The organism is Nocardia sp. NPDC057440 (assembly GCF_042802915.1).
Lineage (GTDB): Bacteria > Actinomycetota > Actinomycetes > Mycobacteriales > Mycobacteriaceae > Nocardia.
The window spans coordinates 150,248-163,551 of the sequence record NZ_JBHVDF010000006.1; the positions used below are offsets into that span (position 1 = coordinate 150,248).

At 63.9% G+C, this 13,304-nt stretch carries 12 protein-coding genes; 5 read left to right on the plus strand and 7 right to left on the minus strand.

Annotated features, from left to right (window positions below):
* Window positions 1-102 precede the first annotated feature (102 nt).
* Window positions 103-1,380, minus strand: a complete 1,278-nt coding sequence (locus ACFU4Z_RS14130; protein WP_379062760.1) for a deoxyguanosinetriphosphate triphosphohydrolase — start codon at window positions 1,378-1,380, stop codon at window positions 103-105.
* Window positions 1,381-1,386: 6 nt separating this feature from the next.
* On the minus strand, window positions 1,387-2,064 hold the full coding sequence (locus ACFU4Z_RS14135) for a YdcF family protein (RefSeq protein WP_379063453.1): 678 nt from the start codon (window positions 2,062-2,064) through the stop codon (window positions 1,387-1,389).
* Between the two features lie 256 nt (window positions 2,065-2,320).
* Here ACFU4Z_RS14135 and ACFU4Z_RS14140 point away from each other — a divergent pair, with 256 nt between their 5' ends.
* The 4 genes from ACFU4Z_RS14140 (at window position 2,321) to ACFU4Z_RS14155 (ending at window position 6,550) form a co-directional block, all read left to right on the plus strand.
* Window positions 2,321-3,217 carry an NAD(P)-dependent oxidoreductase gene (locus ACFU4Z_RS14140; RefSeq protein WP_379062762.1) on the plus strand — a complete coding sequence of 299 codons (897 nt, stop codon included), beginning with the start codon at window positions 2,321-2,323 and terminating at the stop codon, window positions 3,215-3,217.
* Window positions 3,218-4,131: 914 nt separating this feature from the next.
* Window positions 4,132-5,262 carry a hypothetical protein gene (locus ACFU4Z_RS14145; RefSeq protein WP_379062764.1) on the plus strand — a complete coding sequence of 377 codons (1,131 nt, stop codon included), beginning with the start codon at window positions 4,132-4,134 and terminating at the stop codon, window positions 5,260-5,262.
* A 66-nt stretch (window positions 5,263-5,328) separates the two neighbouring features.
* A complete protein-coding gene (locus ACFU4Z_RS14150) occupies window positions 5,329-6,051 on the plus strand; it encodes a hypothetical protein (protein WP_379062766.1) in 723 nt (240 codons plus the stop codon).
* A gap of 43 nt (window positions 6,052-6,094) precedes the next feature.
* Complete coding sequence (locus ACFU4Z_RS14155) at window positions 6,095-6,550, plus strand: hypothetical protein (protein ID WP_379062768.1); 456 nt, start codon at window positions 6,095-6,097, stop codon at window positions 6,548-6,550.
* A gap of 175 nt (window positions 6,551-6,725) precedes the next feature.
* Here the strand turns inward: ACFU4Z_RS14155 and ACFU4Z_RS14160 are convergent, their stop codons facing one another.
* The 3 genes from ACFU4Z_RS14160 to ligD all read right to left on the minus strand — a co-directional run bounded on the left by ACFU4Z_RS14160 (window position 6,726) and on the right by ligD (window position 9,267).
* On the minus strand, window positions 6,726-6,929 hold the full coding sequence (locus ACFU4Z_RS14160) for a hypothetical protein (protein WP_379062770.1): 204 nt from the start codon (window positions 6,927-6,929) through the stop codon (window positions 6,726-6,728).
* Window positions 6,926-7,867 carry a hypothetical protein gene (locus tag ACFU4Z_RS14165; RefSeq protein ID WP_379062772.1) on the minus strand — a complete coding sequence of 314 codons (942 nt, stop codon included), beginning with the start codon at window positions 7,865-7,867 and terminating at the stop codon, window positions 6,926-6,928. Before ACFU4Z_RS14165 ends, ACFU4Z_RS14160 begins: the two co-directional genes overlap by 4 nt.
* 461 nt (window positions 7,868-8,328) lie before the next feature.
* Window positions 8,329-9,267, minus strand: a complete 939-nt coding sequence (ligD, locus tag ACFU4Z_RS14170; RefSeq protein ID WP_379063455.1) for a non-homologous end-joining DNA ligase — start codon at window positions 9,265-9,267, stop codon at window positions 8,329-8,331.
* Between the two features lie 97 nt (window positions 9,268-9,364).
* Between ligD and ACFU4Z_RS14175 the strand changes: the two genes are divergently transcribed.
* Window positions 9,365-9,562, plus strand: a complete 198-nt coding sequence (locus ACFU4Z_RS14175) for a hypothetical protein (RefSeq protein ID WP_379062774.1) — start codon at window positions 9,365-9,367, stop codon at window positions 9,560-9,562.
* Window positions 9,563-10,570: 1,008 nt separating this feature from the next.
* Here the strand turns inward: ACFU4Z_RS14175 and ACFU4Z_RS14180 are convergent.
* Together ACFU4Z_RS14180 and ACFU4Z_RS14185 are read right to left on the minus strand one after the other, a co-directional pair.
* Entirely contained in the window at window positions 10,571-11,842 is a 1,272-nt protein-coding gene (locus ACFU4Z_RS14180; RefSeq protein WP_379062776.1) for a hypothetical protein, read from the minus strand.
* 218 nt (window positions 11,843-12,060) lie between these two features.
* Window positions 12,061-13,047, minus strand: a complete 987-nt coding sequence (locus ACFU4Z_RS14185) for a hypothetical protein (RefSeq protein ID WP_379062778.1) — start codon at window positions 13,045-13,047, stop codon at window positions 12,061-12,063.
* Window positions 13,048-13,304 lie beyond the last annotated feature (257 nt).

Sequence of the window (13,304 nt, forward strand, 5' to 3'; positions counted from 1 at the left end):
TGGTCATGCCACTTTCGGTCGGCGAAGCCGTCGCACTCGCAGCGGTGGAGACCGACGCTGCCACTGCGCAGCATGCGGACGGGCGCGTGCGTCAGATTCCGGTCAGTGTGATCTGCGAGGGGCCGACAACATCACCGCGACGCGCTCCAGCCGACTCTCGGTGTAGGAGGCGATTTGGTCGACGATCACGCGGACTCGGGCGGTGTCGTCGGCGGCGGCTTCCCACCAGGGCAGCAGGAGCGGGTCGAGGTGGGTGGGGGCGGCGGCCAGGAGGCGGGTGGCGACGTCGAGGATGAGGTCGCGCTGGGCCGCTTGGCGTTGTTTGTGGTCGGGATCGGACATGACGTAGCGCAGGGCGATGGTTTTGAGCATCGCCACTTCGGCGGCGACGATGCGCGGGATTTCCAGGTCGGCGGCGTAGCGGGACAGCGGGTCCGGACCGGCGGTCTCGCGGGTCGCGATGATGGCCGCGGTGGCGAACCGGCCGACCAGCTCGCTGGTCAGCCGCTTCAGTGCCACCGAGCTGGTGAGGGTGCCGTCGTAGTCGGTGACGGCGGCGACGACCGGCAGCTCCGACAGCCGTTGGGCGGCGGCGACGAGTTCCTCCACCGACGACGCGGGGTGCTGGGCGTGGCCGAGGCGGGCCAGGGCCGCCTGCTCGGCCGGGTCGGCGAGGGCGTGCAGTTCGATCCGGCCCGCGATGACGCCGTCTTCGACGTCGTGCACCGAGTAGGCGACGTCGTCGGACCAGTCCATGATCTGGCATTCGAGACTCTTGGCGCGATCGGGCGCGCCCTTGCGAACCCATTCGAGGCGGTCGGAGTCGATGTCGTAGGCACCGAACTTGGTACTGGGTCCCGGTCTCTCCCATGGATATTTGATGGCGGCGTCGAGGGCGGCGCGGGTCAGGTTGAGGCCCGCGCTGACGCCGTCGGCATCGAGCACCTTGGGTTCCAGCCGGGTGAGGATGCGCAGGTTCTGGGCGTTGCCCTCGAATCCGCCGTAGGCGTCGGCGAAGGTGTCGAGTGCCTTCTCGCCGTTGTGACCGTAGGGCGGGTGGCCGATGTCGTGCGCGAGGCCGGCCAGGTCGACGAGGTCGGGGTCGCAACCGAGGCCGTCGGCGATACTGCGGCCGATCTGGGCGACCTCGATCGAGTGGGTCAGCCGGGTGCGTGGGGTGTCGCCGTCGCGTGGCCCCATGACCTGGGTTTTGTCGGCGAGTCTTCGCAGTGCCGCCGAATGCAGCACTCTGGCGCGGTCACGCGCGAATTCGGTGCGGTGCCCGGTTTCGAATTCGCTGCGCGGCGGACCAAGTCCGGCCGTCTTGGTTCCCTCGACGACCAGGCGCTCCCTGTCGTGCTCGGTGTAGCCGTCGCTCATCGAATTTCACTGCCCCGCTGTGTATTTGAAGTCCACCGAGAAATGGGTGAGCTGGTACCAGAGCAATGCGCCGGTCTCGCGCAGGATGCCGTGCGCCTGTGATTCCCTGGTGTACACCGCAGGTCCGGTGCGGGTCGGGGCGGTCCATGCCGCCAACCCGGCGTCGCGCGCCATGGTTCGGGTGCGCAGCGAATGCCACGGATCGCTGACCAGCACCGCGGCGGACCACTCACGGGCATCCATGGCCGCCGCGACCGCTTCGATGCTGCGCAAGGTGTCCGATCCGGTCTCCACCGCGAGGATATTGTCGGCCGGTATCCCCCTGGCCTCCAGATAGTTCTTGCCCGAGGCGGCCTCGGTGTACAGATCACCGTCCTGCTTGCCGCCGACAGTGATCACTCGGGGCGCGACACCGGCCTTGAACAGTTTGTAGGCCTGATCCAGCCGCGCCTCGAACACCGTCGAGGGTGTTCCGGAGTACTGCGCGGCACCGAGCACCACGATCGCGTCGGCCTTCGTGTAATCGTCGATGCGGGCGACCTGCCACACCCGGAAGGCGGTCCCGCCCACCAGCACCGACCCCACGAGCAGTGCGCCGACAATGAGCCGTCGCGCCCACCGCAGTAACCCGGCGCCACAGCCACGCTGCCTGCCGGGTTCCATCGCGGTGCGCTGGGGAGCCATGGTCACCCCACCCAGTTTGCCAGGTCACCTGCGGTGTCGATGCGCCTCGGGTTACCGCTGGATATCGACGGCGCGATCGCACCACCGCGACTCGATACTTACCTATCGGTAAGTACCAGACCAAATAGTGAGTACTTGCCGCCGCCGCGGTATGTGCCGAGAATTGTTTCCGGCGCGCCACACCGAAGTTCTTCCGCTCGACCGAACCGGCTCCACGGACGGCAGAGCGATTCGACAACACTGAGGAGTGGACAGAATGGCGGAATCTCCGCGCACAACGGTGACGGTGCTCGGGCTCGGCGCGATGGGCCAGGCGCTGGCCGCGGCTCTCGTACGAGGCGGGCATCAGACGACGGTCTGGAATCGCAGCCCGGGCAAAGACGCCGAACTCGTTGCCGCAGGGGCGAAGAGCGCGACGACCGTCGCCGAGGCGGTCGCGGCGAGCGACCTGGTCGTCGCCTGCCTGTTCGACCATCAATCTGTGCACGACGTGCTGGACGCAGTGACCGATCAGCTGGCCGGGCGGTCATTGGTGAATCTGACGAGCACCGAACCGCAGGGCGCGCGCGAGCTCGCCGAATGGGCGCAGCGGCACGGCATCGACTATCTGGACGGTGGCATCATCGCCACTCCCCCGATGATCGGACAGCCGGGGTCCTCGATCCTCTACAGCGGATCGCGGCGAATCTTCGACACTCACCGCGAGGTGTGGGATCTGTTCGGCTCGGCCGAATACTTCGGCGCCGACGCGGGCAGCGCGTCGGTGGTCGATTTCGCGCTGCTGGCCGGGATGTACGCCATGTTCGCGGGCTTCTATCACGGCGCGGCGATGGTGCGGACGGTAGGAATCTCCGCGGCCGATTTCGGGCAGCGGTCCGCGGGGTGGCTGGGGGCGATGACCGCGTCGCTGCCACGGGCCGGGGCCCAGATCGACACCGGCGACTACACCACGGTGTTCCAATCGCTGGACTTCACCAAGGCCGCGATGGACGCGATCGTGTCGGCCAGCCGCGACGCGGGCGTCGACCTCGACATCGTCGGCCCGCTCAAGAATCTCGTCGACCGTCAGGTCGCCGACGGCTATGGGGCCGAAAGCACCGAGCGGATGTTCGAAAGCCTCAACCCGCGGCCCGTACGCAAATCCGGCGCATAGCCTGATGACGTTGTCCGAACGGCGCGGCGTTCCGCTGACTGAGCCTCCGAAGATCACAATCTCCTGGTGGGAGCCCGTGAGCGGTCGATATTCCTGGTACGCCGTCCCGTTCGGCACGCAGCGAATTGGTTCCGTGGTTGGCCCTTGCTGCCGGCGGTGCTGCTGACACTGACCGTCAGCGCCTCGGTCGCGGTCGCTGCATGGGCACTCCTTGGCAGGTACGTGTTTCAGCATCAGTGGCCATGGAGAGTGCAAGAGGGCGCGATCCACAATCTCGACTTGACGAAGCTCGCGTTGACGGTCGCCGGCGGAATTGGCGCAGTCGTAGCGCTGACGGTCACATACCGGCGTCAACGTGACGTTGAGCGGGCGATTCGTAGAACGGTTCGGCGCGGCCGCGAAACAGCTGGGCGATCCGGCAGTCGCGGTCCGCATCGCGGGGGTGTACGCGATGGCTGGAGTTGCCGATGAATCGAGAGGATTGCGACGTCAGCTCAATATTGAACGAGAGTTCGGGCCATGCGAAAGTTTCCGCGCCCCAGCTACTTCAGCACATCCGGCAGCAGCGAGAGACTCCGGTTCGGGATCACCCAATTGATGAAGGCCGGCCGAGACGAAACGGTTTGGCCTTGCGCGTTGTAGGGCTGCTGGTTTCGGTGAGTTGTGGAACGATCACCAAGCTCCTGGCACGGCACGAGACACATACTGGCACAACTCCTCTCACCTCAATCATTCATCTCCTCCGCAGCCCGATCCGCCCCGCCTCGTTGACGTGTACACTCCCTTTCGGGAGATCAGAAAGGGGGGAAGAGATCCAATGTCTGTGCTTAGCAGCAAGTTTCAGCACTGCCTCGACGACGAGGAAGCGGTGATTCGAATCAACGCCACTCCGGCTGGAGCACCCCGGAGGCAGCGTGGATAACTTCACAGTTGACGTGACCAGCCTTGCCGGATTCAAGTTGGATCTACAGGACCTGGGCACCAACTTTTCGTCGAACGCCTCCCGATTTCTATCCGCAGTGTCGCTTCCTACCGGCTCGACGGGACTAATCGCGACTCTTGCACCATCATTCGAGAAGTTTCAGAGTGCGCTCTCCGCAGTGCAGCACACTGACCTGACCACCATCGGCGCGCTTGGCACGAACCTTTCCACGGCGGCAACCAAGTACCAAGCGACCGACGACACCACCGCGAACGGGATCTCGGCGGCATCGACGAACACCTTCGGGAACTCTGGCACAGCCGGTTCATCTGGAGCTACGCAAAGCGTCAGCCGATTCAGTGGTTTGCAGCTGCCCAGTCTGCCGGAGGTTCAGGAGAACCAGTACACGGTCCGCCAAGTAGTCACTTCGGCCATCGAGCAGATCTCGGTCTACGACGAACCATTGAGCGCAGCGATCGGCATCAAGCCCGCAGCGGACTACCTGACCCCATTGGTAGCCGACTGGGAGTCGTTAGAAGCCATCGGCAAGCGGATCGGCATGCTCGGCATCAACGACTATGTCACCTCCGAGAATCTCATCAGCGGCACCAGATGGTTGCAAAGCAGCTGGTCCGGGGATGCATCGCAGGCCTTCGCGGCAAGTGCAAACACCCTCGGGCAATCAATTGCCGGGCGCAGCACCGATCTGGAGGCGGTGTCGAAGATCATCGAAAACGGAGGCGTCTGCCTCGAGCGTCTGGTTTACAACCAGGCGATGGGTCTCAGCGGCGGAATCCTGCAGTCGATAACCTATCAAGGCAATACGTTCCCGCTCGGCGTGTGGGCGCAGCTGATCAACAATCCGATGCAGGAATCGATCAAGTCGGATATCACCGCCGCGGTCGATGCGTTGAAGAAGTCGGCGGAAATGCGAAAGAACGCGGTAGCGACAATTATCGAAAAGATGTCCCAGGTATTGGACTACACACCCGGGCGAACGGCGCCCTCATACAACGCGAGTGAGTTCGAAGTTCCAGACAAGGTCGTCGTCGACTTGGGTATGACAAGATATGGAATCGGCAATAACGTATGGTGGGAGGAAAGCATTGCCTCCGCCACCTGACCCAATTCTGAACAGCCACAACATGTTTGGATCGGGCCGCAGTAAAACTATCGGCGGAGTGCTCTGATGTCACCACAAATCCCTGGAATGCCAACGCCGCCACCGACGGACCCCGGACAAGGTGCGCATGGTTCGCAACCGATATACAGCCGTGCCGACGATGTAGCATTCGCACACGTAGCACTTTCCGCGCAACTCGCTGCAGATGCCATAGGACTGACCCATGCAGCAGATCATCTGCGCCACTATCTCAGCAACTCCGGTGATGACCTGAAGATCGACCCGGACCAGATCATGAATGATGATCCCAAGCTGAAGCAGCACGTCGACAGCTTCGTGACCAAAACCGTTCAAAAAATCGCCAGCGACGCGGCCAACTACAACAAATCGGTTTCGTTCCAGTCGGATTGGTACGACTATTCATTCCCTGAATACGGCGAGCGGGACTGGTTTCTGGCGATAGGCTCAGTGGAAGCTTCCACCAGCGGTGTAGTCACGACGACTCCCCCAGACACCGACGGCGCTCAACCACGTGTCACGATCGACTACCAGGTTCACCTTTTCGACCGATACAACTGGGACGGTACGAAAGAGACCGAAATCGCCGGAATAAAATTTACCGATGCCCGACTCGGCGCCTTACATACAGCTGGATTGGCAAAAGAATTCAACATGTACGGTTCATCGACGACCAAACACTATGAGGGGGTTCTGCCCGCCTATGGCTCAATCGACTTGCCGTCCGGGCCCGACAGTCGCGGCGGCACTCGCACCGACCCGACCCGGTGAGGGCCGTTCGATGAGCGGTTCACGGTGGGTACTACGTGGCCTGATGCTCGGCATGCTTGTGGTGTTGTCACTTGCCGGAACCGGATGCAGCAGTGGTATCGATCGCGCAACCGCGCCAGATACCGAGTCATCGACCAGTCCGGAGCTCGTGAAAGAAGCGACCGAATACGGCAACTGGGTGCTTCCCGCGAACGGGAATATTCTCCTGGTCAAGAGGGAGATCATCCGCGACAGAAAGTATCAGATTGCTGTCGAGATGTCGCCCACTGATCTCACCTGGATGCTGGAGCAGTCTCGATTCACAGACCCTCTGGAGAAGGATTTCCCTCCGTACCTCACGAAGACGATTGCCGGTCCCGATCTAGCGTCGTCACCGAATGTTCAACATGCCCAGGACACATTCCTTTCGCAGGAAAAGAAGTCGATGATCCGCGATGTCGTAGTCGATGAGCGTGCCGCGAACACTCGAATAGTCCACATCGAGTTCCGTGGTGTCTGAATACTGTCGTACCGAGCAGCGCAGCGTGCTCGGTCGCGGCCAACTGGACATGACGAATTCAGGGTGGGCATGCGCGTGCAGTTCGCCGGTCTGACAGACTTCGCCCTCTGGCGTAGCTACCGCAGGTGAAGATGCTGAGTGCTCACGCCCCGCCTTACCTTCAGGTCGACTTGTTTCAGGTTCCGAAGATTTCGCGGGCGCGGTTCTTCCATTCCTCGATCAGGTGACGCGATTGCTGGTCGAATTCTTGCCGGTCGGGCTCGGGCCAGGTGCCGGGGTCCATGTCGAGGCCGCGTTCAGTGACGAACTGCATGAAGTGTTCGGAGGTGGCTTTGCTGCGGGCTCTGATGAACTCGCGCTCCTCGGGTGAGATATTCACAGTTTCTTCATCCCGAACCATATCGATCCTCTCATGACTGTGTCGCCGAGCTTGGGGTCATCACCGGCGAGCAGTGCCAGCTCCTGCGGCGACGGGAACCCGATAACCGGTCCCCGGAATCGTTGCTTGATGCCCTCGAGCAAGGCGACGTCTGCGTCGGACGGTACCCGGCCGTCGGCGATGACTTTGTCGATCCGCTGCTGGATGTAGTCGACAGACTTGGCGAGCTTATGTGGATCAGGGTCCCAGTCGTAGCCGGCCTTCGCCCATACGTAGCCGCCGTCGTCCTCTGCCCTCAGCTCGATGCGGTCTACTCCTGATCGCCGATAGTAGTTCTCGACCGACGCGGAAAACACGGTGGAAAAACCCTTCCCTCTGGCATGCTCCTCCAGCTCCATGATCTCGTTTATGGCAACCAGTTTGCCCTCACTGTCACGTTCGAAGTTGCGGAGCAGCTTGCCCACCTCGGCACCATCGCTGTCGCGGATCTTCGCTTCCATAAACAGATATCTCTTAGCGTCGTCGGTCCAGCCCTCCTCGGACCAGGCGCGCACGTCGGCGACTCGGTAGGGACCGTATTGACGTTCGAGTCCTTTGAATGCGCGGGTCAGTTCGAGGTCGTCGACTTTGCCGGTCTGCGCCTTGTCGAGGAGGTCGCCCAGAGGCGGCATGTGCGACAAGTCGGTGATGCCGTGCGCCGGCGAGGATGCCCGACTGACGGCTGCGGCGCCGCGGGAGGTCTGGTCTCGATCGCCCAGCGCGGCCAAGACTTCGCGCGCGCCATGCTCGTCGCCGCCATGAGCGTCACGCACCACGGAGGTGACCCCGTCGGAGACACCGTGCAACCCGCCTCTAAGCCCACCGGCCTCCAGGTCTGCCAGATTGCTCAAGTGCTGCCGAAGTCTCTGGAGCAGTTCGGCAGCAAGACTGCCCTTCATAGCGGGCACCCTCGATCATCACCGGCACGGGTCTCGAGCATGGGTCTCGCGAGGCGCCGACGGGCGCTGCGGCCCATCGCAGGGACCCGCCCACGCTTTCCCGATCGCTTTTCCATGCACAGCACGACCGATCACACGATTTGCCCGCTACCTGAGGACACAGTGTAAACATGCCGTCCGGCCGGTTTGTTTTCTGGTGTCGGGAGCACACCAAGCCCAGCAACACCCGCGCCGCACCAACGAGCGCGCAGACGGAACTCACCAAAACCAGCACGGCGATCGACCGCTACCTGCGAAGCAGCTGGCCGAGCGGTTCCGGACAGCTACTTCGGGCGTTCATCCTGCCGTGCGCGCTGCATTCCGGTACCTGAAAGTAGTCGGCCATTTGCTGCCGGTTCGCGCACCGTCACCGCCTTCGGCACCGGAGGATTTTCTTGGCGGCACCCAGAGGTCGCCCGTGATCATCCCGGGAGAGTCACCTCGGCGAGGTCCTTGTCACTGCGCAGCCCACGCCAACTCGGATGACGTAGCCCTTCCCCGGTGTACTCCCGGTACTCGATGTCTCCGACCAACTTTGGCCGCACCCAGTGCACGCCTCCGCCCCGGCGGCGGCCACCGGAGGGAGCGTCGAACGGCATGACGGCGGTGGCGAGTTCATCGAGCCGAGCCCGCAGGCTGCGGCGAGTGGCCATGCTGAAGCCGGTGCCGACGTTGCCGATATAGGTGAGCCGCCCATCCTTGTCGTGCGCGGCCAGCACGAGCGACCCGAACGTCGGCGCCATCATTCCGGTGCCGGGGATCCACCCGACCACGATCGCCTCGGCGGTCCTGCGGATCGGGGTCTTGATCCACACCGGCGAGCGTCGACCCGGGTGATAGGCCGCCTCGATCTCCTTGGACACGATCCCTTCGAGGTGGTGCCCACGCGCGACTTCGAGCACGCGGTCGGCGGCCACCTCCAGCCAATAGGGCGGGACGCTCACCAATCGGCCCGGCAGATGCAACCAGTCCAGGCGGGCGCGGCGGGTCAGATACGGCAGCACGGTGACGTCCCCGCCGTCGATGGCCAGCACGTCGAATCCATAGAACTGGACCGGCACCGACGCGATCAGCTGCGCGGTCGGTCGCGTGACATGCATGCGACGTTGCAGCAAACCGAAGGACGGCGCACCCGAGGAGGTCTGTGCGATTACCTCGCCGTCGAGAATCAACGACCGGCCTCGCGCCGACTCGGCCAGCGCCGCGGCGAGCTCCGGGTAGGAGCCGGTGATGTCGCGCTTATTTCTGCTGTACAAGCGACATACTTCGCCTTTGCACATGGCGAGAGCGCGGACGCCGTCCCATTTCATCTCAATGGCCCAGTCAGCCGTGTCCGGTGGCCGCCCTGCGACGGCCAGCATCGGCGCTGGCACTGCCATCACAAGTTCAGCGTATATCCAGCTATCGATAGAGAGGAGCTATCGACATGACAGGACAGGCGTGCCATTATGCGAACATATGTTCGAGACAGTTCTTCTTTCGGAGACCGGCGAGCGGGCCGACAGGCCGCTGGCCAACCTGTCGCGCGCCGCGCAGCTGGACGCCTCGCGGGCGCGGATGGCGACGATCCCCGGCCGAACCGCAGGCGGGCGGACGTGCTGGACAAGGCAGACAGCCGTCACGTCGATCTCCGGCCCCATCACCCAAACCGGATGAGCGAGTTCGACTCCTGGCGTCCGGTGTATCAACTCAGTGACGGCAGGGTAGTTCAACCAGGGCAGCTCTACCGATTGCGCAGCGGCATCTGGGAGGAGCCGGCACCGATGGCCTGTCCGCGCCGACACCGCCTAGGCCCGCAGCGCGCGCTGGTCGGGTGGCTGGCATGCCTTCCGGCAGGCGGCGGGCACCGACTCCACATCTGCCGCCGATGTGGATACGTCATTCACACGCCGCCGGTCACTGCCAAATGTCAGCACCCGAGCACTCGTTCCACCTGACCGGATGAGAACGCCTCGGCGTGCGACCTTACATCTCCGTCGTCAGCTGGCGCGGGGGAACAACAGCGGCTCATCCTCCGCCGCGGCGCAGCGGCAATTTCCGGCGCAGTCGGTGCATGTCGCGCACCCGTCACACCACGCGGTGAGGTGGTGTCCGCAGTCGGGGTTCCATTCGTCATCGAGTGTGACCAGGTGCGCGATCAACGGGCCGCCCTGGTCATATGGGCGAGGCTCCATACCTGAATCATCACCGCACCCACCGACAAACCTGCCCGATCGCGGTCAGGATAGGTAAAACTCTGCTGTCGAACGTGGTTTCGTGGCTGATACACGCACCACTCCCCATCCGACCGCAGGCTATATGGGCGGCGCAACAGGCGTCTCGACAACGATCGTTCCCGAGAAACCCACGCACGCGCGGCTCCGCAAGGAGAAGCGACCGCCGCCGTATGACAGTTCCCGCCAGAACGGCGCTACCAGAACTTTCCACGCCGATATTCCTCGACCCCCCGAGAAGGACACGCTCATGCGGACCTGCAGGGTTGCCGACCTCGATGCCAGCGATCACTGTCCGTCGGTGAGCGGGTCCAATCGGTCGGAATCCGCGTGGTTCTGGTGATCTTGCGCGTACTGTCCTCGGGTCGCGAGAGGACCGCCACCGCACCGGCGCTCGTGATTACGCCCCTCGCGGCGGCGAGCACGAGATTGCGCAGCCCGGGAATCGTCCTTATCGCGACACCTCGAGTCCCGGATTCAGGGCGATCTCCTCCAGCACCGCGAACGGCAGAGGCTCATCGGCGGCATCGGTGGAGCTGACCTGGATCTGCACCCCGGACCGGCGAGTGACGGTGACGGTGCGGGACGGCGAGCTTCCCAGCTCGCTGGACTCGACCACCGCCCCGTCCGGCAGCCGCCGCGTCGCGCCGTCGTACGACGAATTATCTGGCTCCTGCGGGAGGGGTTGCCCGGTGCTGATCACGACGCTCAACCGCGATTGCAGGCCGGACGTGGTTACTCGAACCGCCTGGCACACGCCGCCGCCCCACTCCCCTGGCAGCAGCGCCCCCAATGGCCGGTCCAGGGTCACACCGTCGAGCGGAATCTGCGCCAGCACCGCACCCCATCGACGAGCCTGCGCCTGATCGATCACCGCGCCGGATTTCGAGAAGCGCAGGCAGACCTCGGGCGAGCTCGACGTTCCGGGCGGAACCGGCGCACTGACGCGCAGCCCTGGGTCGGTCACGAACGCGACGAGTTCATCGATGGCCAAGGGGACGGCTCGGGTACGACCGCTGCCGTCAGCGGCTTGATCAGTGGCGTACGCGTGAACGACGGATCCGTCGGGCAGATAAGCGGTGGCGTCGCGCGAAAGGGTGCGGACCCCATTGATCTCGTACCAGGTGTCATCGGTATCGACGATCGTGCCGTCGGGGAGGTGGCGGCGCTCGTCGAGATCGCCGGCGACGCACGATGGAATCGGTGTGGTGGCCTGGCGAACGGTCACCGCCAGCGCGCCCGCTCGGCCACCACGCAGCAGCGTGGCGCGTGCCTCGGTCGAATCGCCGAATCTCTTGTTCTGCGTGGGATCGCCGATGATCGGCTGGAACACCAGCGAGCGCGTTACCGGGGCGAAGGCGATTTCGACATCACCGGGGAGCAGATCATTCAGCGCCTGCGTCATCGCGACAGCCTTGGGACCGGAGAACCATGGATAGGACGGATTGTCGTATCCGTATTTGTCGGAGTACATCACGCCGAACAATTGCGCTTGCCGCGGAGGTTCCACGACATCACAGCCTGGGATCTGCACCGGAAACGTGACCGGCGGGGTGACATAGGAGTTTTCGGCCCGAGCCGTGGGCTCCGACGGCTCCGGCTCGTGCACCAGCCAGGCGATGAGGTAGCCGGTCGCGACGATCGCGGCGCAGGTGAGACCCACCGTCCATCTGTTCACAGCCGGGGAGGGCTGGGGCGCGTCCCTGTCATCACCGTTTTCCATGTTCTGCATTGTGTCTGCCGGTACCGACATGCTGCACACTGGCCGGATACGGACAGAAAATCACCACCCCAGGCCAGCTGGGCTGACTACCTCGCCCACCTCAACCGGGAATGAACACCACCCGCTTGCGCGCGTGTGCTGCGTGCCACCGAATGCGCGGTAACTAGCCGATGTGAGGGTGGTGCGGGGTACGTGGAACCGATCGGTCGGGGCGTGGCTTATTGCATCATCTGGATGTGTGGGTGCTCGTGTGATGTCGGGCAGACTCGGATGATTTGAGCGTTGTCGTCGGAGACACAGATCCGGGTCGGCCTGCTCGGGCTGCCTTGTATAGGAGCCCGCGCGAGGTTGGCGGCCTGGTCCTCGTACGGGATCCAGTGGTGGACGTCGAAGTTCCACTCCGTGCCGGCGATCGTCAGCAGCGGCTCGGTCGGGGTGCCGCAGGTGGGGCAGGGGTTCGGATATGGATCTGTCATGCCCCAATTGATGTAGCCTCCGACCTTGAAGCCGGGCGCGATACACAAGTTGTGGTACTCGATGCCGAGCTCGTCGATGGCCCACCGGTCCAGTCGTTCCCGCATCTCCCGCCCGAGCTCGAGCGAGCTCGGGTATTCGATCACCTCTTCCGGATGGATGAAGCACGGCTCGGGTACATAGGCCACGCCGTCCACTGCCGCCGGTTCCGGTGGGGCGAGCAGGATGTCGGTCACCGCCGCCGCGGACCGCCAGAACACTGCGGTCGTGGGCATTCCGTCGCCGTGAAATTCGAAGGGGCACCACAACACCTGCAGCAGATCCGCACCCTCGGGTGGACGCAGACCGGGCACGTCACGCAGGTACAACTGGGCGACCGGCAGCATCGCGACGGGCCCCTCGGGGACGTCCATCTTCTCGATCCGTTCGAGGAGCGCCTGCTCCTCGGTGGTGTATCCCCACTCCCTGCTTTCTCTGGCCAATTCGATGCGCCGTCGCAGCCTGGCGTCCGCCAACGACATCAGCGGAATCGGTCCCGCGTCGTGGCCGTCCTCGGAACAGTGCGGCCATGGCTCGCTCGCCGGCCACAACAGTGGGCCGCCGATCGAACTGTCTTGGGGCGAGGGGACTCCCGGACGTGGGTGCAGTCGAGTCGCGGTGCGGGCCAGTGGCGCCAGCTCAGGAAAGACGGCCTCGAGATCGACCGGACGTGGCGGGGTAGTGCGAGTCATACAACGACCAGCTCCTCGAGATCTCTGCGGGAGATCCATTCCTCGCTCCACAAATCCAACCACGGTCTACAGTTCATTCCGCGAACGCTACGACCAGCCACCGACAAGTTCGGCATGCGTGCAGGCCGAGAATTGGTGAGAGCAGCTACTACTCCGGCTCTGCTTCGACATGTCCGCAAATGCCGCGACCCGGGCGTTGGTCGGCCGTCCAAACCTGTTGGCCGACAACGCTTCCCAGCGCGCGCTCCTGCCGCTAC

Bases quoted from the DNA above. Each gene is read 5' to 3' on its own strand.
- ACFU4Z_RS14130 (WP_379062760.1), bottom strand. From the start codon at position 1,380: ATGAGCGACGGCTACACCGAGCACGACAGGGAGCGCCTGGTCGTCGAG.
- ACFU4Z_RS14135 (WP_379063453.1), bottom strand. From the start codon at position 2,064: ATGGCTCCCCAGCGCACCGCGATGGAACCCGGCAGGCAGCGTGGCTGT.
- ACFU4Z_RS14140 (WP_379062762.1), top strand. From the start codon at position 2,321: ATGGCGGAATCTCCGCGCACAACGGTGACGGTGCTCGGGCTCGGCGCG.
- ACFU4Z_RS14150 (WP_379062766.1), top strand. From the start codon at position 5,329: ATGTCACCACAAATCCCTGGAATGCCAACGCCGCCACCGACGGACCCC.
- ACFU4Z_RS14155 (WP_379062768.1), top strand. From the start codon at position 6,095: ATGCTCGGCATGCTTGTGGTGTTGTCACTTGCCGGAACCGGATGCAGC.
- ACFU4Z_RS14165 (WP_379062772.1), bottom strand. From the start codon at position 7,867: ATGAAGGGCAGTCTTGCTGCCGAACTGCTCCAGAGACTTCGGCAGCAC.
- ligD (WP_379063455.1), bottom strand. From the start codon at position 9,267: ATGCTGGCCGTCGCAGGGCGGCCACCGGACACGGCTGACTGGGCCATT.
- ACFU4Z_RS14175 (WP_379062774.1), top strand. From the start codon at position 9,365: ATGTTCGAGACAGTTCTTCTTTCGGAGACCGGCGAGCGGGCCGACAGG.
- ACFU4Z_RS14180 (WP_379062776.1), bottom strand. From the start codon at position 11,842: ATGGAAAACGGTGATGACAGGGACGCGCCCCAGCCCTCCCCGGCTGTG.
- ACFU4Z_RS14185 (WP_379062778.1), bottom strand. From the start codon at position 13,047: ATGACTCGCACTACCCCGCCACGTCCGGTCGATCTCGAGGCCGTCTTT.